General features: G+C 65.1%; 16 protein-coding genes and 1 tRNA gene. 11 read left to right on the top strand and 6 right to left on the bottom strand.

From position 1 onward, the window contains the following. Nucleotides 1-89: 89 nt before the first annotated feature. Together BZG35_RS05680 and BZG35_RS05685 are read right to left on the bottom strand one after the other, a co-directional pair. Nucleotides 90-1,433: an HlyD family type I secretion periplasmic adaptor subunit gene (locus tag BZG35_RS05680; protein WP_077354772.1), complete on the bottom strand. Its 1,344-nt coding sequence runs from the start codon at nt 1,431-1,433 to the stop codon at nt 90-92. Then, nucleotides 1,430-3,184, bottom strand: coding sequence for a type I secretion system permease/ATPase (locus tag BZG35_RS05685; protein WP_077354773.1), 1,755 nt, complete (start codon nt 3,182-3,184; stop codon nt 1,430-1,432). Before BZG35_RS05685 ends, BZG35_RS05680 begins: the two co-directional genes overlap by 4 nt. A 428-nt stretch (nt 3,185-3,612) precedes the next feature. Between BZG35_RS05685 and BZG35_RS05690 the strand changes: the two genes are divergently transcribed. Further along, nucleotides 3,613-6,222, top strand: coding sequence for a family 16 glycosylhydrolase (locus BZG35_RS05690; protein ID WP_077354774.1), 2,610 nt, complete (start codon nt 3,613-3,615; stop codon nt 6,220-6,222). Nucleotides 6,223-6,357: 135 nt separating this feature from the next. On the opposite strand, the gene BZG35_RS05695 is transcribed toward BZG35_RS05690, so the two are convergent. Next, nucleotides 6,358-7,074, bottom strand: a complete 717-nt coding sequence (locus BZG35_RS05695; RefSeq protein WP_253189279.1) for a L,D-transpeptidase — start codon at nt 7,072-7,074, stop codon at nt 6,358-6,360. A 647-nt stretch (nt 7,075-7,721) separates the two neighbouring features. Between BZG35_RS05695 and BZG35_RS05700 the strand changes: the two genes are divergently transcribed. From BZG35_RS05700 to BZG35_RS05730, 9 genes are all read left to right on the top strand, one after another. Further along, a complete protein-coding gene (locus tag BZG35_RS05700; RefSeq protein ID WP_253189280.1) occupies nt 7,722-9,284 on the top strand; it encodes a ShlB/FhaC/HecB family hemolysin secretion/activation protein in 1,563 nt (520 codons plus the stop codon). 47 nt (nt 9,285-9,331) lie between these two features. Beyond that, on the top strand, nt 9,332-11,896 hold the full coding sequence (locus tag BZG35_RS05705; RefSeq protein WP_077357862.1) for a filamentous hemagglutinin N-terminal domain-containing protein: 2,565 nt from the start codon (nt 9,332-9,334) through the stop codon (nt 11,894-11,896). A gap of 152 nt (nt 11,897-12,048) precedes the next feature. After that, entirely contained in the window at nt 12,049-12,606 is a 558-nt protein-coding gene (locus BZG35_RS05710) for a L,D-transpeptidase (protein WP_216351888.1), read from the top strand. Nucleotides 12,607-13,133: 527 nt separating this feature from the next. Then, a complete protein-coding gene (locus tag BZG35_RS05715; RefSeq protein WP_077354777.1) occupies nt 13,134-13,391 on the top strand; it encodes a hypothetical protein in 258 nt (85 codons plus the stop codon). Continuing rightward, nucleotides 13,388-14,191, top strand: coding sequence for a hypothetical protein (locus tag BZG35_RS17570; RefSeq protein ID WP_150125950.1), 804 nt, complete (start codon nt 13,388-13,390; stop codon nt 14,189-14,191). The genes BZG35_RS05715 and BZG35_RS17570 overlap by 4 nt, the downstream gene beginning before the upstream one ends. A gap of 383 nt (nt 14,192-14,574) precedes the next feature. Next, complete coding sequence (locus BZG35_RS05720) at nt 14,575-14,763, top strand: helix-turn-helix domain-containing protein (protein WP_150125951.1); 189 nt, start codon at nt 14,575-14,577, stop codon at nt 14,761-14,763. A gap of 3 nt (nt 14,764-14,766) precedes the next feature. Next, nucleotides 14,767-15,159: a hypothetical protein gene (locus BZG35_RS17575; protein ID WP_150125952.1), complete on the top strand. Its 393-nt coding sequence runs from the start codon at nt 14,767-14,769 to the stop codon at nt 15,157-15,159. 829 nt (nt 15,160-15,988) lie between these two features. Further along, nucleotides 15,989-16,171 (top strand): hypothetical protein, encoded by a 183-nt coding sequence (locus tag BZG35_RS05725; protein WP_150125953.1) that lies wholly within the window; start codon nt 15,989-15,991, stop codon nt 16,169-16,171. A 411-nt stretch (nt 16,172-16,582) separates the two neighbouring features. Continuing rightward, the gene (locus BZG35_RS05730) at nt 16,583-16,798 is read left to right on the top strand and encodes a hypothetical protein (RefSeq protein WP_077354780.1); all 216 of its coding nucleotides are present in this window, start codon (nt 16,583-16,585) and stop codon (nt 16,796-16,798) included. A gap of 90 nt (nt 16,799-16,888) precedes the next feature. Here BZG35_RS05730 and BZG35_RS05735 read toward each other — a convergent pair whose 3' ends face one another. The 3 genes from BZG35_RS05735 to BZG35_RS05745 form a co-directional block, all read right to left on the bottom strand. Then, entirely contained in the window at nt 16,889-17,497 is a 609-nt protein-coding gene (locus BZG35_RS05735) for an HAD family phosphatase (RefSeq protein WP_077354781.1), read from the bottom strand. Nucleotides 17,498-18,042: 545 nt separating this feature from the next. After that, complete coding sequence (locus BZG35_RS05740) at nt 18,043-18,540, bottom strand: hypothetical protein (protein ID WP_216351889.1); 498 nt, start codon at nt 18,538-18,540, stop codon at nt 18,043-18,045. Between the two features lie 390 nt (nt 18,541-18,930). Then, nucleotides 18,931-19,020, bottom strand: a tRNA-Ser gene (locus BZG35_RS05745). A gap of 148 nt (nt 19,021-19,168) precedes the next feature. Between BZG35_RS05745 and msrA the strand changes: the two genes are divergently transcribed. Next, on the top strand, nt 19,169-19,816 hold the full coding sequence (gene msrA / locus BZG35_RS05750) for a peptide-methionine (S)-S-oxide reductase MsrA (protein ID WP_077357864.1): 648 nt from the start codon (nt 19,169-19,171) through the stop codon (nt 19,814-19,816). The last annotated feature ends 2 nt before the right edge of the window (nt 19,817-19,818 follow it).

The raw sequence follows: 19,818 nt of genomic DNA on the forward strand, positions 1-19,818 counted from the left end.
CCGTCTGGGGCCTCGGCCGTGGCAGGCGATTCCGCCAGTCCATCCGGCCATCCGATGGGTCGCGGTCAGCTCGTCGCCCGCGACGATGCCTACTGCTCCCGCCCTGAACGCCAGAGCGTCCGAGTCAGGGGTTCCAGCAGATAGGCCAGGGCGGTCCGCTTCTGCAGGACGATGACGACCTCGGCGGGCATCCCCGACCGGATCCTCGCCGCGGCCGGGCCAAGGGCGGCCATTTCCGGTTTCGGAACCACCACTTCGGCCCGGTAGTGGCTCTGTCCGGTCGTTTCGTCGGTGAAACTGTCGGCGGATAGACGGGTCACGCGTCCTCTCAGGATCGGTGCCGATCCGTTCAGAAGCCCCGGAAACTTCACCTCCGTGACGAGACCCAGTTTCACGTTGTCGATGTCCGACGGATTGACGTTCGCGACGATCACCTGTGCCGCGTCGTCCGGCACGACCTCCATCAGCGTCTGGCCGGGTTGAATGACCCCGCCGGGGGTGAAGACGGTCAAGCCAACCACCTGACCCGTGGCCGGGCTTCTGATCTGGCTTCGCCCCAGCTCGTCTCGCAGAGCCGTGAGCTTGGGCCGCAGGTCGTTCAGCTGCACCTCGATCTGGCGAAGCTGATCCGACACGTCCTCGTTCATCTCCGTCGTCACGCCCAGCATCTGCAATCGGGTCTGACCGATCTGCTCCCGAGTGCCCGCGACCTGCGCCCGCAACGAGCCCTGCTCGCCCTCCAGAGCGGCCGCTGTGCGTTCCAGAGCCCGCACGCGGTTCTGCGGCGCATAGCCCTGTCGCGCCAGATCCCGAAGGCCATCGAGCTCTTCGCCGATCAGGCGCTGCTGTTCGACATTGGCCGCGATCTGTCGGGTGAAGCCCCCGACCTGTTCCTGAAGCTGTCCGATCCGCTGCCGCAAGACGCCGGTCTCCGTCGATCTGCCGGCGCCGCGGGCAGAGAACTGCAGCCGCTGCAGTCGCAGCGCTTCATCGGCCAGGGCGCGGTCGTCGCCCGCCAAGGGCGCGAACTCCGCAGGCTCGGCGACCATCGGAAGCCGGTCGCGCTCTGCGATCAGGCGCGACCGTTGCGCCAACAGCGCATAGACCTGACCCGAAAGCCCGCGCTCGGCCGCGATGATGTCTCCGCTCGCGAGATCGATCAGGACCTGCCCCTGTTGGACCTGGTCGCCTTCCGAGACATGCAGATTGGCGATCACGCCGCCTTCGCGATGTTGCACGGCCTGCCGATTGCCAGAAACGGACACGTGTCCGGGCGCAAACGCGCCGGAATCCAGCGGCGCCAAGGCCGCCCACCCAAGGAAGCCCACGAAGAAGACGGACGCCAGGATCGCGCCCGCCATCAGTTCGGTCCGCGGCGAGCCGGTTATGACCGGGCGCGCGCGGGACCCCAGGGCGTCAGCACGTGTCGTCATTGGGCCGGCACCGAACGGAGGGACGAGGACTGACCCCGGGGGGCCGCGCCACTCAGCTTGGCCAGGACCTCCTCGCGCGGGCCCAATAGCTGCACGGCACCGCCGCGCAGCGCGAGAAGGCGATCGACATTCGCCAGGATGCCCATGCGGTGCGAGACGATCACGACCGCCGCCCCGCGCGCCAGGGCGGCGGTGACGCCATTCATCAGCGCGGTCTCGCCCTCCTGATCCAGACTGGCATTGGGCTCGTCGAGCACCATCAATACGGGATCGCCATAGAGCGCCCGCGCGAAGGCCAGCCTTTGCGCCTGACCCGCGGACAGGCCGACGCCGCCGGAGCCCAGCACCGTATCATAGCCGTTGGGCAGACGCTGGATCAGGTCGTGGACGCCGGCGGTCATCGCCGCCGCGATGACAGCGCGATCGACCGATGAAGGGTCGGCACCGCCCGCCGTCGCGAGCCGGGAGATGTTGTCCCGGATCGATCCTGGGAACAGGGTCGGACTCTGCGGCAGATAGCCGATGTGACGGGCCAGTTCGTCGCCGTCGCGCGCCTGGTATTCGGCTCCGTCCAACCGCAGGGTGCCGTGGGTCGGTTCCAGCGCGCCGGCGAGGGCGCGGGCCAGGGTCGTCTTGCCCGATCCGCTCTGGCCGATGATCCCCAGGCTCTGGCCGGGCTCAAGCACGAAGCTGACGGGTCCGACGGTCGGGGCGTTGGTCCCCGGCAGTTGCACACGAACGCCCTCGACCGCCAGGCGGCCGAGGGGGGCGGGCAGCTCCATCCTCAGACGGCTGGGGTCCGGCGTCTCGGCAAACAGCGTGATCAGCGAGCGCCAGCTGTTCCGGGCCTGAACCAATCCGGGCCAGGCCCCGACGAGTTGCTCGATGGGGGAGACGGCGCGGCTGAGGAGCACAGACGACGCGATGATCGCGCCGGCCGACATCTGACCCCGGATCACCAGAAAGGCGGCCAGCCCCAGCGCCGCGGACTGGAGCGTGAGACGGACGAACTTTATCAGCCCCGAGTATCGCCCCCCGGTGAATTGGGCATCGACCTGTCGGTCGATGGCCGTGCGCCGTCGATCGACCTGGACGGCGATGCTGGATTTCCGCATGCCGAGCGCGCGCACCAGTTCCGACTGGCTGACCAGGGCCTCCTGGAGAGCATAGGCTCCCACGGCGGCGTCGGAGGCTTCGGTCAGACGGGTCCGCGTGTCGCGCTCATTGGCCCAGGCGAGCCCGAACAGAACGAGTCCGCCCACCAGGGTCAGCACACCGATCGCCGGGTGGAGAAGAAAGCAGCAGCCGAGGTACAGAGGCGTCCAGGGCGCATCCATGATCGCCAGGGCACCCTGTCCGCTGAGAGCCCCGCGCACCTGATCGAAGTCGCGCAGGGCCTGAGCCCCCTGCGGCCGGCCTTTGTGCGCCATCAAACGCGCGAACAGGCCGGGTGCCAGTCGATGATCCAGTTCCAGCGCCGCCCGGATCAGCAGCCGCGTGCGCAGCCAGTCCAGGCCCGCCAGCGTCGCCAAGGCCAGCAGGGCGACCCCACTGACCAGGGCGAGAGTCATGTAGCCGCCGGTCGGCACGACCCGGTCGTACACCTGCAGCATGTACAGGGTCGGCGTCAGGTAGAGCAGATTGACGAAGGCGCTGAACAGGGCAGCGCCCACCAGATGGGAGCGACAGGCCCGAACGGCGCTGGCCACGTCCTCCGTCCCGGGGCGTGTCGGAACCCATCCGTCGAACATGTGGTCGGTCCCCAACGAAATCTGGCGCGACGCCACCGTTTGGGCGGGCGACGGGACCCGCTAAATTGACGTGGTTCGTCGATGCCTTAGGCATAGAATAACCACGTCCTCAGCGCAACCGGCCCGGCGGCCGGATTGACGGTCGCGACCCCGGAAAAATGGGTCGCCGCTTCGGTCAGACGGCGGGGATCCGTTGTCGAAAGTGGAACGTGCGAAACCGCCGTCCGGACCTGACCGCACCGCCTGGGAAGCGCGCTGGAAATCGCCTTCGGCAATCGGGTCTGGTGCTGTTTCCACGCGCATAGACAGCGATGGACGCCTCGATAGCGTCTCCTGATCTTAAATAGGGTTAGTACGTATTAAGGTCGTCTGAAAACCTAAGATTAGAACCCGTCGATTTACAGTCAGTTGTAAACCGGTGGATTATTATGACAGTAAACCTCGTCAACTTTAATGGTCGCGCGCTCAGTTTGTCGGCGTGGGGCGCGAACAAGCTTGTTGGGACAGCGGCGGGACATGCCCTGAGCGGCGGCGCCACCAACGACACCCTTCAGGATCTCGGGTTCCGCTCGGCGCTCGCGGGCGGCGCGGGCCATGACACCTACTATGTCATCAACGTCGACAGCGCGGTCGTCGAGAAGACCGGGGACGGCAACGATACCGTCTATGCCTACCGCGACTATCGGCTGACCGCCAACGTCGAGAACCTGGTGATGGCGGGCAACGATTTCAGCGGCGTCGGCAATGGGCTGGACAACCTGCTCATCAGCACGGGCTGGCGCAACCTACTGGAGGGCGGACAAGGGAATGATGTGCTTTCCGACCAGAGCGCCAGCACGACCCGGTTCCAGTTCAACGCCGGCGACGGAAGCGACGTGGTCTACGGCTTCGCCGCCAAGGGGGCCGGAGCCGACCTCATCAAGCTGACCGGCTATGGCTACAGCACCTTCGCCGAGATCAAGTCGCACATGACGCAGGCCGGGTCGGATGTGCTGATCAAACACGACAACGGTGATCAGGTCCTGATCAAGGATATGGTGGTCGCGAACCTGTCGGCGTCGAACTTCATGTTGCCGGTGGACTTGTCCAACTACCATCTGTCCTTCGCCGAAGAGTTCAACACGCTCAGCCTGGTCAACCCCGCCACCGGTCTCGGCACCTGGAAGACTCAGTTCGCCACCGGGTCGCAAAACAGCATCTGGACAGGCTACAGCAGCCGGACCCTCGCCCCGAACAACGAGTTGCAACTCTATGTCGATCCGTTCCTGACCGGGACCGGTGCGGGTGCCCTGGGCCTCAATCCCTTCCAGGTCGAGAACGGGGTGGTCACGATCCACGCCGACCGGACGCCCGCCGCCCTCGATGCGGCGCTCTGGGGCTATGACTACACGTCCGGACTGCTGACGACGCAAACCTCGTTCGCTCAGACCTATGGCTATTTCGAAATCCGCGCGGAGCTGCCGACCGGTCAGGGCGTATGGCCCGCCTTCTGGCTGCTGCCCGAGACCCCCTCTGCCAGTGTGTCCGAGCTCGACGTCTTCGAACAGCTGGGCGGCACCACGCTCTACCAGACCGCCCATTCGGGAACGAAAGACGAGAAAACCCAAACCGGCTTCTCCACCCTGGTGCCCACCGCGACCAGCGGCTTCCACACCTACGGCGTCCTGTGGACCGCCGAGACCCTGACCTGGTACATCGACGGCGTCGCGTCGGCCTCCATGCCCACGCCCGCCGACATGCACCAGCCCATGTATATGCTGGTCAATCTGGCGATCGGCGGCGACTGGGGCGGAAATCCCACCGACGCCTTCAACGGCGCCGACCTGCGGGTGGACTACGTCCGGGCCTATGCCCTCGACGACGTGAAGCGACCGGTGTCCTTCAGCGCCGGGGTGACGACGTCGATGGTCGACGATGATCTGAACCTGACGCTGACCGGCGCTGCGAAGATCGACGGCACCGGCAATGCTCTGGACAACCAGATCACCGGCAACGCGAGCGCCAATATCTTGGACGGGCGTGCGGGCAACGACACCCTCATCGGCGGCGCCGGCTCCGACACGCTCTACGGGGGCGATGGCAACGACGTTCTGGACGGCGGCGCGGACCGGGACACGCTCGACGGCGGGGCCGGGGACGACCGGATCGTCTTTGATGTCCTCGACGCTTCGGTGAATGGCGGAGCCGGCAACGACACCCTGGTGCTGCGCAACTGGGCGGTGGTGAACCTCGCCAATGTCTCGACCAGCCAGGTCGACGGCAAGTCGGCGTTCGGGTTCGAGAACGCCGACGCCTCGGGCTCGACCGATGCCGTCAAACTGACCGGCTCTCAGTTCAACAACGTCCTGATCGGCGGCAGCGGCAACGATGCGCTGAAAGGCGGCGACGGCGACGACGTTCTGGACGGCGGAGCGAACGCGGACAATCTGGATGGCGGCGGCGGCAACGACCGGATCGTCTACGACGCGGCCGACTTCAGCGTCGGCGGCGGCGGGGGCTCCGACACCCTGGTGCTGCTCGGTGACGCGTTCGTCAATCTGGGAAACTCCTCGACCAGCCAGATCGCCGGCAAGTCGGTGTTCGGCTTCGAGAACGCCGACGCATCGGGCGCATCCGCGGCCGTGACCCTGCTCGGCTCCCAGTACAACAACGTCCTGACCGGCGGTGGCGGCGACGATACGCTGAGCGGCAGGGGCGGCCGGGACACGCTGCAAGGCGGTGCCGGAGCCGACACGTTCGTGTTCGACGTCCTGGACAGCTCGACCAACCGCGACGTCATCGCAGACTTTTCGGCCGGCCAGGATCGCATCGGCCTGGATCGATCCGTCTTCACGGGTTTCGCCGATAACGCGATCGTGGACGCCGGCGCGTTCGTGTTCGGCGACAGGGCGCGGACGGCCGACCAGCATCTGATCTACAATCAGGGCCAGGGCGCGCTGTATTACGACGCGGACGGCGTCGGCGGTCTGGCGCAGATCCAGATCGCGACGCTGTCGAACCATGCGGCGCTCACCGCGGGGGACTTCTATCTGATGTGATCCGATGCCCGCCCGGGTGCCGTCCAAGCCTATGGCTCACGGCACCCGGGCGCAGACGGGTCCGTGCAGTCTGAGACCCACGCAAGACACGGCCTTTGTGAGCGAGTGGGCAGGCCCGGCAGGCGGACCGGGAGCCTAGATCCGGCCCATCACACCCGGAAAAACCTCGCCGACCGGCTTCGTCTCGGGAAGGATGTAGACGACCCCCACGGTTCCGGCGAATGCTCGCTGAACCACCTGTTCGTAGAAGTCGACGGGCACGTTGATGCATCCGAAGGTGATGCGGCGGCTGAGAGCGGAGGTTGCCGCGCGTCGTTCGAGGCGGTGCTGGCGCGTCCCGACAGCCAGGACCCGGTGCAGGGCGAGGGCCGTATCGTAGTCGATCCAGAGGATGTCCTGGCCCGCGAGATTGAGCCCGAAGGAGGCGTCGAAGCGGCCGGCGGGGGTGGTCCGCTCTTCCGGGCGGATCTCTGACAGCTTGCGGTTGCCGACACCGTCGGCGGACTCGTCCCCGACCGCCAGCCCCAGCAGGGCCACGGTCGCGCCTTGCAAACCCGCGTAGCCGTCGAAGACGAAGACCTTGGTGTTCCGCTTGTCGACGATGATGAAGGGCCGTCCCTGATTGTCGCCGCTGCGGGCGATCCAGTCGGCGGTCCGGCGCGCGTCGTCAGAGGCGTCCTCCGTCTGGAAGTCCGCCTGGGTGGGCGTTCGTGGCGGGACCCCGAGCGTCGAAGCGCCGTCGGCGGCCGAGGCGGGCAGGGTCGCCATCGCCTGAACGCCGAGGACGGCGAGGGCCGCCAGCGCCAGGCGCGCAAACACGTGTGTCGACAGCGGTTTGAGGCTTGCGGCCATGGTCTTGCTCCGGGCCATCGACGAAGTCGCACGCTGCTGACCGATCGAGGACGAGACGCAGTACCGAGTCTCGTTTCGGGTCTGCCCCGCCCATGGTCAGCAAGCGGCAGGCCAGTACCCCCTCGATCGCGACGGCCTGAGCCCACATGTCCGCGTCCGGGATCATGCCTCGCTCGGGTTGCTTCTGGGCTTTAGATCCAGGGCCGGCCCATGGCCGTAACACCGGAATGCGGATTTTGTTCCAAGCAAACTGGTCATTCTTCTGAATATTCACTTGGCCATGCTGAAGTTGCACTGCAAATAAGCTGGCTGTAAATGGCATGTTAACTGTAGATGTGCGACGTTTTGGCCGGTTATTTAACTTCATCTATTCTTAAATCATTCGGCGCATTGATTGCGTGTTGTGATTTCCAAGTTTCCCGCAACTGCGTCGTGTACCGCAGCTTCGTGCGTGAGGCCTCGTTCGAGCGGCCCTTCTACGTGCGTGCTCCCTGCTGCGTGAGAGCCGTTACGCCCTGAATTCGCGGCGGTATCTCGAGGCGGCAATGTTCCGTTCAAGTCTTATTGTGGCGGCACTCCTGGCCACAGCCCAGGGCGCCAGAGCCCAGCAGCCACCGGTCGGGGGTCAGCTCCAACAGATCCCGCCTGTGGCCCCCGCGATCCGGCCCACGCCGGATTTCCGTATCGAGCGACCCGAAGCCCCGGTCGACGCCGCCGCAGAAGGCGCCCGCGTCCGTGTCGATGCGCTGCGCATCTCGGGCGCGACTCTGTTCCCGGAAGCCGAGTTGTTGGCGGCGACGGAGTTTTCTCCCGGTCTGGACCTCACGCTGCCCGAACTCCGCAACATGGCGGCGCGGATCACGCGCTTCTACAATGCGCGGGGCTATGTCCTGGCCCAGGCCTATCTGCCGGCCCAGGACGTCGTCGGCGGAACCGTCACCCTCGCCGTGGTCGAGGGCCGATACGGCGCCATCGATCTTCGCAACGAGTCCGGACTGGCGGACCGTCAGGTGCGCGGCCTGATCGCCGGTCTGAACCCGGGCGATCCGGTCGCCCTCGCGCCGCTGGAACGCCGCCTGTTGCTGCTGTCCGACACGCCCGGCGTCATCGTCAAATCGACGCTATCGCCCGGCGCCGAGGTCGGCACGTCGGATCTGACGGTCGATCTGGCGCGCGCGCCCCGGATCTACGGCAGTCTGGAAGCCGACAACGCCGGCAATCGCTACACGGGGGCTTACCGGCTGGGCGGTTCGGTGAACCTCGCCAATGCGACCGGCTTCGGCGATCTGCTCAGCCTGCGCCTGCTGGTTTCCACCGACGATCTGGCCTATGGCCGCGCCGCCTGGCAGGTCCCCGTCGGCGAGGCCACCGTCGGGGTCGCCTACACCCATATGGAATATGGACTGGGTCGCGAATTCTCGGCGCTCGACGCCGGGGGGACCGCCGAAATCTTCAGCCTGTTCGCCCGCTATCCGCTCATCCGCTCCCGCAATGCCAACCTCTACGCCCTCGCCGGTTTCGATGCCAAATGGCTCGGCGAAGAGGTCGGCGTCGTCTCCCAGGTCTCGGACAAGGAAACCCGGGCGGTCACGATCGGCCTGACCGGCGATGTCCGCGACCGCTTCGGCGGCGGGGGCTGGAACACGGGGACGCTGTCCCTGACCTCGGGCGAACTCGACATCGAGAACCCCGTCGTACGCGCGGCCGACGCCAACACTGCCCGCACCCAGGGCGGCTTCACCAAGCTGACCTATGCCTTCACCCGGCTGCAGACGATCCGCGGTCCGCTCTCTCTTCACGGCGCACTGCGCGGCCAGTGGGCGGGCGACAATCTGGACAGCTCCGAGAAGATGGAGCTGGGCGGGGCCTACGGCGTGCGCGCCTATCCGGAAGGCGAGGCCTACGGCGACGAGGGTTATATCGCCACGATCGAAGCCCGTCTGGCTCTGGACGCATGGACGTCCGGCCTTCCGGGCCATCTCCAGCTGATCGGTTTCGTCGACAGTGGGGAAGTGGATTTCGCCCACGATCCCTGGTTCTCGGGATCCAACCACGCCCGTCGCAGCGGCGTCGGGACGGGGCTGATCTGGTCCGCCCCCAACGCCCTGCTGGTCAGCGTCACCTATGCGCATCGCCTCGGCGACCAGGTCTCCACCTCGGGCCCCGACGACGGCGACCGCGCCTGGTTCCAGATCGTGAAACTGTTCTGATGGCCGCCCCAACCCTTACCCGCGCTTTTTCCGACAAGGACATTCCGATGACCGGACCTCATTCCTCAGGCGCCCAGGGTCAGACCGCCGCCGGCCGCGCCCACCGTCGCACCCTCTCGGCCTCGACCGCCCTGGCGGGGCTCATCCTCGCGGCGTCCGTCTGGAGCGGCGGAACGGCCCAGGCCCAGACCCTTCCCACCGGCGGATCGGTCAGCGCCGGGGGGGCGAGCATCGTCACCGGCCCGGGCACGATGACGATCGACCAGACGTCCCAGAACGTCGCCATCAATTGGCAGACCTTCTCGATCGGCCAAGGCGGCAGCGTCGTCTTCAACCAGCCGAACGCCCAGGCGATCGCCCTCAACCGCGTGGTCGGCAACGAGGCCTCGGCCATCTTCGGCAGCCTGACGTCCAACGGCCAGGTATTCCTGACCAATCCGAACGGCGTGCTGTTCGCGCCGGGGGCCCAGGTCAATGTCGGGGGGCTCGTCGCCTCGACCCTGGGGATCAGCGACGCCGACTTCATGGCCGGGACCCATCGCTTCACGGGGACCGGAACCGGCAGCGTCGTCAACCAGGGCAGCCTCATCGCCGATGACGGCTATGTCGCCCTGCTCGGCGGCCAGGTCAGCAACCAGGGTCTGATCCAGGCCAATCTGGGCACCGTCGTCCTCGCGGCGGGCGCGGCCATGACGCTGGACGTCGTCGGCGACGGGCTGCTCAGCGTGGTCGTCGATCAGGGGGCCGCCGGCGCCCTGGTCCAGAACGGCGGCATGCTCCAGGCCGACGGCGGCCGCGTGGTGATGACCACCCAGGGCGCCGGGCAACTGCTGCGGACGGTGGTCAACAACACCGGCGTGATCCAGGCCCGCACCCTCGGCCAGCGCGATGGCGTGATCCTGCTGCTGGGCGACATGCAGAGCGGCACGGCCCAGGTCGCAGGCGTTCTGGACGCCAGCGCGCCCGGCGGCGGCAATGGCGGCTTCATCGAGACCTCGGCGGCGACCGTCAAGATCGCGGATGGGACCCGCATCACGACCGAGGCCCCGTCCGGCGTCACGGGCACCTGGCTGATCGATCCGGCCGACTTCATCGTCGGCACCGGGGGCGGCATCTCCGGCGCGACCCTGTCCGCCCAGCTGGTCACCACCAGCGTCGAGATCAGCACCTTCACCGAACCGGGGGCCTCCCAGCCGGGTAACGGCGACATCTTCATCAACGACGCCATCGCCTGGACCGCCTCGTCCACGCCCACGACCCTGCGTCTGACCGCCCATGGCGACATCAACATCAATGCGGCGATTTCGGCGACCAACGGCAATCTGGTGGCCTGCTGCGGCGGCGACATCAACGTCAACGCCCCCATCACCACGGTCAACGGCAGCGTGCTGCTGAACGCCGGTCAGGACGTGAACGTCTTCCACGCGATCACGACGACGGACGGCAATATCGCCCTGTGCGCCGGTCACGACGTCCACATCGACGACGCGGTGACCATCACTCGGGGCGCGGCCGTCGCGGCGCAGAGCCTCGGCCTTCCGGTCGGTCTGACCATCATCGCCGGGGCCGATGGCACCGGACCCGGCGTGGCCGGGGGCACGATCATCTTCGCCGCGCTCGCGCCGCCCGTGACCGTCACCGCCACCCAGGCCAACCTGTTCTACAATCCGGTCTCCTACGCCGCCCCGACCGACTTCTCGCCCCGGTTCACCCTGACCGGTGCGACCACCACACTGACGCAGCGCATGCTGCTGTTCCCCGAAGGCGGCCGCGTCGCCGACGGCACGACGGCAACCACCTTGGCCGGCTTCCGGACCACGGCGCAGTCCGGCATTCCAGCCGGCGTCACCCTGGTGACCGGTCCCACGGCCAGCGCCACGTTCGACTCGGCCGGTCCAGGCACCGACGTCGGCATCACCTACAGCGGCTATACGCTGGCGGGCGCCGCGGCCGACCAGTACGCCCTCGCAGGCTCCTGCTGTGTCTCGACCTTCCGCACGGCCGGAACGATCTCCGCAGCGTCTACGCCGACCCCGACCCCGACGCCCACGCCTACGCCGACCCCGACACCAACGCCTACGCCGACGCCAACGCCGACCCCGACCCCGACCCCGACCCCGACGCCGACCCCGACCCCGACGCCTACGCCTACGCCGACCCCGACCCCAAACCCGACGCCGACCCCTACGCCGACGCCGACGCCGACGCCGACCCCGACGCCGACACCGACGCCTACGCCTACGCCGACGCCGACCCCTACGCCGACCCCTACGCCTACCCCGACCCCGACCCCCACGCCGACGCCGACGCCGACGCCCACGCCCACGCCTACGCCGACCCCGACCCCCACGCCGACGCCGACCCCCACGCCGACGCCGAGCCCGACAGACCTTTCGGCCCCGTATCCACAGTTCCAGCCTGTCGTCACAGGGCCCCTGGTCTCGGAGCCTGGTCTCGGTCTGGAGGTCGTCGATTCCGGGGTGAGGATGCCGCAGCCTGAGCTCCTGCCGGACCGGCCGTCGGTCCCGCTCGTGGTCGCGCCCGCGCCCCGGCCCGTCCCCGTCGTTCCCATGACGGTCCCATATTACGCTCCGAAACAGGATCGCAACTGATCGTGGCCGTCCCGTCCGTCGCCTCGAAGCGTCAAGGCCGGCGGGCCGGTTCGCGCGGACTTGTCGCGGTCGCGGTCGCGGTCGCGGGGCTGGCGCTGGGCTTCGCGGCCCCTGTCTCCGCGCATGAGACAGGGCCATGGAGCGACGGGGCGATGGCTGCCAGCGAGGTCGGCCAGCTGAAGGCCTGGGTGCTGGAGACCGCCGACAACCAGGGCCTGCCCTTCCTGGTCGTCGACAAAAAGGGGGCCCGGGTGCTGGCCTTCAACGCCGAAGGCCACGTCCTCGGCGTCTCGCCCATCCTGCTCGGCCTGGCCCGAGGGGATGTCTCGCCCCCCGGCATCGGCGACCTTCCCCTTTCCGCGATCATGCCGGACCAGCGCGTCACGCCCGCGGGTCGCTTCGTGGCGTCCATCGGCAGAAACCTCGGGGCCAAGAGCATTCTCTGGATCGACTATGGGCTGGCCCTCTCGCTGCACCCGGTGGTCACGGCCAGAGCAGCCGACCGGCGCCTGGAGCGTCTGGCCTCGGCCACGGTGGACGACAACCGGATCTCCTACGGCTGCATCAACGTTCCGCCGGAGTTCTTTGAAGGCGTCATTCAGCCTGTCTTTCTGAACACGGTCGGCGTGGTCTACATCCTGCCCGAAACCCAGACCCTGGCCGAGACCTTCTTCGATCCGGCGGGCCAGTCCGTCACACCTCCGCACTAGCTTTCAAGCCCCGGACCCTCGGTCAGAACGGTGACGCAAAAGGGCGAGGACGGCGGAGTCGAGACGCCAGGAACAGCGAACCACGCCGACCGGCAAGGGCAGCTCGCTCCTGCCGTGGCAGCGCCGGTTCGGCCCGGGGTCACGCTGCTTGCGTAGAGATTCAGAGATCTTGGCGCGGGGCCGTGGCGGACAGAGAGTCCGATTTACCACCGTCTGACGGCATCCCGCGTTTGATAAAATAGCCTAAAATAATCAACGGCCGTATGAGCTCACGGTCTAGCGTTATCCCAAGTTGTCCCGCATAATCCCGGTCTTGCGTTAGGGCTGGCGGCCGCGAAGGTCTGGACGGTTCCGGCCTCGCGCATGAAAGCCGGTCGCGAGCATCGCGTCCCTTTGACCACCGCCGCCCTAGCGGTTCTAGAAAAGTAAAGCCGCTCACCGGTGGTGCGGCCGATGCCCCGATTTTCCCCGGTATTAAACCGGGCTCCATCCTGTCGGATGCCGCCTTCAATGCCCTACTGCTTCGCATGGGCATCGACCGCAGCAACGTCACGCCCCACGGGTTCCGCTCCAGCTTTCGCGACTGGGCTGGCGAAATCTCGACCTTTCCGCGCGAGTTGGCGGAGGCAGCCCTGGCCAACGTCGTCGGCGACATGACCGAACGGGCTTACCGCCGGGGCGATGCGCTTGAAAAGCGGCGGAAGCTCATGGAAGGTTGGGCGAGGTTTTGTGAGCCGCGTGCGGCTGAACCGGTGGTGATTCCTCTGGCGAGGCGCGGAGCATGAGCAGTGACCGCGAAAGCCCGGCGTCAGTCGATGCGCTGCCTAATCCTCTCAGCCCCGACTATAGGGGTATGCGGGAAAGGGTTACGCAGCTTCAAGAACTGCTAGACGGCGCGCGCGTCGGCGAGATTGACGGGGTCCACTTCGATCTCCGACATGAGAACCTCCCTCCGAGCGAAACTTGGCATGCGCCTGATGGGGCGTCGCCGTTCGGCATCGCATTTCCCTGGGACGCAGACTATTTTGATGGCGACCATGTGAAAGCCGCCCAGTTCGTTACTGGGAAAGACATAGATAGCGGTTGGATTACAACTCATGTCCAACGCGGCGATAAAGTGATCGTCAAACGCGTAGTTATACGCAGACGAGGGTTAGGTAAGCCGCCCTATGTCGAGCATCACGACAACGCATATTATGCCGCTTACCTAACCATTCAGCACGTCGACGGCATTACGTCTGAGCCCGACACTCCAATCTGCTGGAATGCTCGCGACGCGATGGGACCTCACTCGCCCCACATTTGGGCAGGTGATGACGGCTTGGACGATTACGTCGGCGACTATCGGGGCAGCTTGGAGAATATAAGCCTTCGCATCGATCACTTATTGAGTTCCACCCATGTCGCGCCTGAATGGCAGTTGCTTGCGGAGCAGGCAGTTGAGGCACTTGGTTCGGATTGGGCGCGCCCCCAGGACAACAATCTTCCGCAATCCAACGACGAACTCGGTTACCTTCTCGATATGGCTGCTGCTGCTGGATATGCATTGGCAAAGTTTGAGGCGGCACCCATTCTCAAGAGTTAAAGGACTCGCACTACGGGTGCGGTAAATGCTCGAAAGGCGCTGACAGCGCCCATTGTAGATGCCGCTAAGGTCTACATGCGAAGCAATCCTAACACCTCTCTAGGGGCTTGCGCGAGACATCTGAGCGCGACCTTGTCTCGCGACCAAAGGCAAATGGAACGTCTTATCAGCCGGTTTTTCGATCCTGTCGAAACCAAAACCGGCGTTCGCGAAAAGCGCCCACGGTCCTACATTCTGAGCAACAGGTTCTCTGAACTGTTCTATGGGCCAATCGACGATCCACCGGGCTTGTCGTCAACGGTCCGCTGCCGAATGCGACCCTTTAAGTGTCCTCTGGCGTGGCACAGACGGAATAGGCCGCCGGAACATCCTCAGGATTGAACATGCTGCCCACCTTTCAACCCCTCGCCCTTACCGTACAGGATGCGGTCGCCTATTCGGGCCTATCGCGCTCGCGCCTCTACAAGCTCATGCAAACCGGTGAGTTGCCGTCCCTACAGGTCGGTGGTCGCCGCATGATCCGACGGGACGCCCTGGATGCCTTCTTCGACAATCTGGGCAAGGCGGCCTGAACCATGACCGCACAAACGATGAACCCCGCCGCCGGTGACACGGCAGGCGGGGTTCGGGATGCTTCGCGAGGCGCGGCGCGTTCCGAACATACCACCGGCACCCGTTCCGACAAGCTGAAGCTGACGGTCTGCCTGCCACCGGCGACCGACCCCATCACGGTCGAAGGTCGCGAAGCTCAGACGCTCACGCTCTTGATGAGAGTTGGACCGCGCGGGTTCACGTCTGGCGAGGCTTCACTGCTGGGCTGGGCGAGGCGAACGAGCGCCTATGTTCGCAAGCTGCGCCTAGCCGGTGTTCCAATCCACACGACATGGGAGGCCACCGACGACGCGAGGGTCGGCCGCTATACGCTCGCGGGGCCGGTGGTAGTGGTCGGGCCGGGGGTGTCGCAATGACCGCGCCCGGACCCGTACCGATCTGGAGCCTGCCGCTGAGCAGCAATTCAGTACTGCGCTTGGTGCTCGATAGCTTCAACGGACGGCCTCGCGCCGACCTGAGAACGTGGACTGACTATGCCGCCGGGCCTGTCCCTACACGAGGGCCGACACGCAGAGGCGTCAGCATCGCAATCAGCGACCTTCCGGCTCTCGCCGGTGCCATGCGGGATGCGGAAAGCACGGCGCGTGACCTGGGCCTTTTGCCTCACGCGGACATGAAAACGGAATAGGACGCCGCTGGGGCCGTTCGTAACCACCGGGGGCAATGTTCCGCCTTCGGTGGTCGCGAGCGCTCCTGTGGCTTCCTAAGTCGTTTCTAGCGCCTCCCATGATCTGCACCGTTCCACGCAACGCCATCGCTGCGCACGTCGTCGGCGAAGGTGAACGCCGTTCACAGTGTCACCCCGTCCCGTCGCGTCCATGTTTGACTTTGGCCCGAAAGCCGGTTCGACAGGATGCTGGCGGGGGCGACCAAGTTATTGATCGGCCTGATCTTACAGCAAAATACAGCACAAGCAGCGATGCGGCCTCCTATCCTTATAAGAGTGCAGGCCAACGGCGAGAGCACACACAAGCGTCCGGGGAAGCCGGGCGGGGCGCAGAGCCTTCAAACAGCGCAGCGCCTAGCCCGGCGTCACCACCGGCCACCCACGCGGGCGTAAAAGCTTTCAAAAGCATTCCGGGCCGTGGTGGTGCGCGTAACCGTGCCGACCGCTGGTCACATGCCATATCCAGCGCGGCCGAAGACAATTTGGCGGAGGCGGCATGGTTTGCTGCGGCGGTCGGTATGCCCTTCAACCGCATGACCACCGTGCATTGGGAAAAAGGGGGTGTGACTGACGGGCTGGCCGCCACCCGGCGGCTGATCAAAGCCCTGTCCCGGCTGATCCGCTCACGCGGCCATGCCTTCGCCTGCTTGTGGGTAAGGGAAAGCGGACCGGACAAGGGCGAGCACGTCCACATTCTATGACATGGCCCAGCTTACCTACCCGACCTGTCCCGATGGCTCCGCCGAATTCTGAAGCGTTGCGGAGCGCAGTGGAAGGATGGGGTTCGCGATACCCGCGCAATCGGTCGCGGCCTGAATACCGCGACGGCCGGTGGTGAAGACTACCGCGCAAATCTCAACCGGGGCGTCAAATACGTCTGTAAGGGTGCCGACGGCGAGGTGCTGCTGACCTTGGGGCGACGGCACGAACCCGGTGGTGAGATTGTTGGGAAGCGGTGCGGCGTGAGCCGCAACATCGACCTGACCGCAAGGACGAAGGCGCGGTGGTGATTGTATCCCGCCAAGAGCGTAAGTTTTGAACTGTTGCGGGCTGGAGCAGCATACCCTTACCTAAGCATCGCAACCCGCCCTGAAAGCGAGCGTTGAGGAGGAATGGGACTGCAAATTTCCGTTTTCCAGGCCGTGTTTGCGGTCCTCGTCATCATTGGGCTGGGATTGCTTTGGGCGAATGCGGCCAAGGGGGTGGACCGCCCCACGCGGATTACCGATGTCGACAAAGATGGCGCAGGGGATGTCGACCCGAAAGAGAAGGAAGCCACGGTGCAAGCCTTTGAAGAAGAGCAAGCCCGGCGCCATCCTGAAGACTAATGTACGTCGAATATAGTGGCCTTTCTCGAAATCACGCGGAAGATGAGCGGCCTAACGGTCTAGGTAGTAGGATGCGGCAGGGCGTGAGGGTCAAACAACGCCCGCGTCCCTTAGTTCACGAACCAACCTGTCGTGGTCCAAATACTGCACGGCTCGCCAGCCTGCTTTCCTGCTGGCTTCAACATTGGCGGCATTGTCGTCGATGAAGAAGGTCGCGGATGGATCGAGGCCGAACGAACGCTGGTGGTGGGCGAAGATTGCCGGATCAGGCTTGATCAGCCCGATCTCACCCGAAACGGTTACCCCGCGAGCTCGCCTCAGAAAGGGAAACATTCTCTGCGCCTCGACGAAGGTGTCCGAGGAAAAGTTTGTTAGCAAGGTCACGTCGCGCCCTTCGTCGATTAACTGCTCATACAAGGCGACGGTTGGTGCGATGCGGTCGTGAACCATCAGGCTCCAGTTGGCGCGGAAAGCCCGGATGCGCGACGCCTGGTCCGGCCACTCGGCAATCAATGTCGCCTCCGCTTCGGCCCACGGGCGGCCACGATCCTGCTCCAAATTCCAGGCCTCGGTGCAAACGGTGTCCAGGAACCATGCTCGGTCGTCGGCATCAGGTATGCTCGCCATCAGCCCCCTATGCGGCTCGTAGCGGATTAGAACCCTCCCGATATCGAAAACGAGGTGGCGAAGAGTTTCCATCTGGCGAGCTTATATCAGCCCGGAAGATGGGGTCGAGCCATAGGCGACCCTAGCGGTGCGGCGTGAGCCGCAACATCGATCGGACCGCTAGAGCGAAGACGCGGTGGTGATTCACTTCGCCCGAAAGCAGACTCCCTAACGGTCGATTATGAGTCGAGAATGGGCATGCACGTTATCCGCAGAAGCGGACGTTACTCGTGAGCTCAGGGACGGGGGTAGCTGACATCTCCGATGCGCCGTCCGATTTAGACATCGCGATTATTGGGGCCTCACGCCCATGCTCGCCAGCGGTTTTTTAAGAAGGTGGCTAAGGCGCATCGTGATTCCCATCCTTACGGAAAGCAGCGAAGAATTTGCCCGCTTGAGCCAGCGCGTTCAGGTGGTGAGCTCAAAGCTGCCCCCCAGTTTCTGGGTTCAAGTGGTGGTCTGTGGGATCTGGGTGACGCCAGACGTCTGCGATGACTCCTCGGTCCTCATCAAGCAAATCAGACGTCAGATCGATGAATGGCAGCGCCCGACTCATCGTTTCCCGCCGCAGCGCCGCATTATATGCGAGGGTGAGCCGGGTCCGCTCGACCTGTGTCGCAGTAACCTCGCGACGAAGATTTGGCGACCTCAACGCCAAGTTCGCCGTCTCTGATCGTGGGGATTACCGCGCCAGTCACGACGACCGTCGGATATCCGGCGCAAAGCAGCTCATCCACGAAGCCGAAGTAAGCCTTGATCGATGCCAACATCTGAGCCTCGATGCTGTCACCCAGCTTTTCCGCGCGATACCAAATAACAAAGCCACAATCGACTTCTCCAAGCTGCAGCACTGGTATGGCGTTGCTCCGCGCTGGGATTACGGCATCTCGAAACTGGCTCAGAGCGTTCGTCGCCGAGTTTGGATTTCGCATTCCTACTGCTGTCGCACCCCCCACTAAGATGGATTTGCAAGGCAGGGTAAGATGTTTGGTGCCGGCCACAATTGCGTCGACGTGGCTATCGCCAATGACTAGCCAATATGGCTGCTCCACTGAGTTCTCGGCGTTGTTAAACATGTCTCGATGCCTTCGTTCAGATTCGGCATTTTCAACGGCAATCCCGGGTGGGAGACGTTTCGCGACCAATATGCGCGCACGAGCGCGACAATAGACGTCGTCAACCGCGCTCTACATTTTTGCATGACGTCGGCATTTGGCACACCAGAAACCGACCTCGATCTAAAGTAGATCGATTTAAACGCGCCGGGTCGCTTGCCGTTGACAGGTTTGAGAAGTTTCCCCACGCCCGCGTCCGCGCGCGACACAGGCATTCGCAGATTTTTCCATTCGCAGATTTTTCGGACGCACGCAGTCGCGTCAGCCAAAGCATGTTGTTAGGGCGCAAGTTGGGGCAGCGCTCGCAAGCTTGATTTTAATCAATAGAAATCAAGACGTTATGGCGGGCGGTGGCGGACAGAGAGGGATTCGAACCCTCGGTAGGCTTTCACCTACACACGCTTTCCAAGCGTGCGCGATCGACCACTCCGCCACCTGTCCGTTTGACCACGAGGCAAACGTCCCGGGAGGTCGCCCGGGGAGGGCAGGCTGATAGAACAGGCGAGCGCGCGCGGCAAGCGTCCCTATGGGCAAAACGGGCCGGGGCACCCATATGGCCGTCATGTCCCTCTTCTCAAGGATCACCGCGATGCTGAGCCCCAAGACCACCCTGCCGACCGCCGAGACCGCCCTGCCGGGCCGGTCCACCCCCCTGACGACGGACGAGACCCATTTCGTCCTCGGCCGTCCGCTGAAGGGCCCGCACCCCGAAGGCTTCCAGACCGCGCTCTTCGGCATGGGCTGTTTCTGGGGCGTGGAGCGCAAATTCTGGTCGCTGCCGGGCGTCTGGGTGACCTCGGTCGGCTATTCCGGCGGCATCACCCCCAACCCGACCTATGAGGAGACCTGCACCGGTCTGACCGGCCAGACCGAGGTGGTCCAGGTCGTGTTCGATCCGTCGAAGATCACCTACACCGAGCTGCTGAAGACCTTCTGGGAGGGGCACGACCCGACCCAGGGCATGCGCCAGGGCAATGACGTCGGATCGACCTACCGCTCGGCCATCTACTATCTGGACGCCGGGCAGAAGGCCGAGGCCGAGGCCTCGCGCGAAGCCTATCAGACGGCCCTGACCCAGGCCGGGCGCGGCACCATCACGACCGAGATCACGGAAGCCGGGCCCTATTATTTCGCCGAGGGCTATCACCAGGGCTATCTGGCCAAGAACCCCAACGGCTACTGCGGCATCGGCGGGACCGGCGTGGTCTGCCCGATCGGGGTGGGCGTCGCCGCCTGATC

The sequence above is a fragment of the Brevundimonas sp. LM2 genome (assembly GCF_002002865.1).
In the GTDB taxonomy this organism is placed as follows: Bacteria; Pseudomonadota; Alphaproteobacteria; order Caulobacterales; family Caulobacteraceae; genus Brevundimonas.

Excerpts from the sequence above, each read along its gene's own strand:
- BZG35_RS05680 (WP_077354772.1), bottom strand. The coding sequence starts at position 1,433 with ATGACGACACGTGCTGACGCCCTGGGGTCCCGCGCGCGCCCGGTCATA.
- BZG35_RS05685 (WP_077354773.1), bottom strand. The coding sequence starts at position 3,184 with ATGTTCGACGGATGGGTTCCGACACGCCCCGGGACGGAGGACGTGGCC.
- BZG35_RS05690 (WP_077354774.1), top strand. The coding sequence starts at position 3,613 with ATGACAGTAAACCTCGTCAACTTTAATGGTCGCGCGCTCAGTTTGTCG.
- BZG35_RS05695 (WP_253189279.1), bottom strand. The coding sequence starts at position 7,074 with ATGGCCGCAAGCCTCAAACCGCTGTCGACACACGTGTTTGCGCGCCTG.
- BZG35_RS05705 (WP_077357862.1), top strand. The coding sequence starts at position 9,332 with ATGACCGGACCTCATTCCTCAGGCGCCCAGGGTCAGACCGCCGCCGGC.
- BZG35_RS05710 (WP_216351888.1), top strand. The coding sequence starts at position 12,049 with ATGGCTGCCAGCGAGGTCGGCCAGCTGAAGGCCTGGGTGCTGGAGACC.
- BZG35_RS05715 (WP_077354777.1), top strand. The coding sequence starts at position 13,134 with ATGGGCATCGACCGCAGCAACGTCACGCCCCACGGGTTCCGCTCCAGC.
- BZG35_RS17570 (WP_150125950.1), top strand. The coding sequence starts at position 13,388 with ATGAGCAGTGACCGCGAAAGCCCGGCGTCAGTCGATGCGCTGCCTAAT.
- BZG35_RS05720 (WP_150125951.1), top strand. The coding sequence starts at position 14,575 with ATGCTGCCCACCTTTCAACCCCTCGCCCTTACCGTACAGGATGCGGTC.
- BZG35_RS17575 (WP_150125952.1), top strand. The coding sequence starts at position 14,767 with ATGACCGCACAAACGATGAACCCCGCCGCCGGTGACACGGCAGGCGGG.
- BZG35_RS05725 (WP_150125953.1), top strand. The coding sequence starts at position 15,989 with ATGCCCTTCAACCGCATGACCACCGTGCATTGGGAAAAAGGGGGTGTG.
- BZG35_RS05730 (WP_077354780.1), top strand. The coding sequence starts at position 16,583 with ATGGGACTGCAAATTTCCGTTTTCCAGGCCGTGTTTGCGGTCCTCGTC.
- BZG35_RS05735 (WP_077354781.1), bottom strand. The coding sequence starts at position 17,497 with ATGGAAACTCTTCGCCACCTCGTTTTCGATATCGGGAGGGTTCTAATC.
- BZG35_RS05740 (WP_216351889.1), bottom strand. The coding sequence starts at position 18,540 with ATGTTTAACAACGCCGAGAACTCAGTGGAGCAGCCATATTGGCTAGTC.
- msrA (WP_077357864.1), top strand. The coding sequence starts at position 19,169 with ATGCTGAGCCCCAAGACCACCCTGCCGACCGCCGAGACCGCCCTGCCG.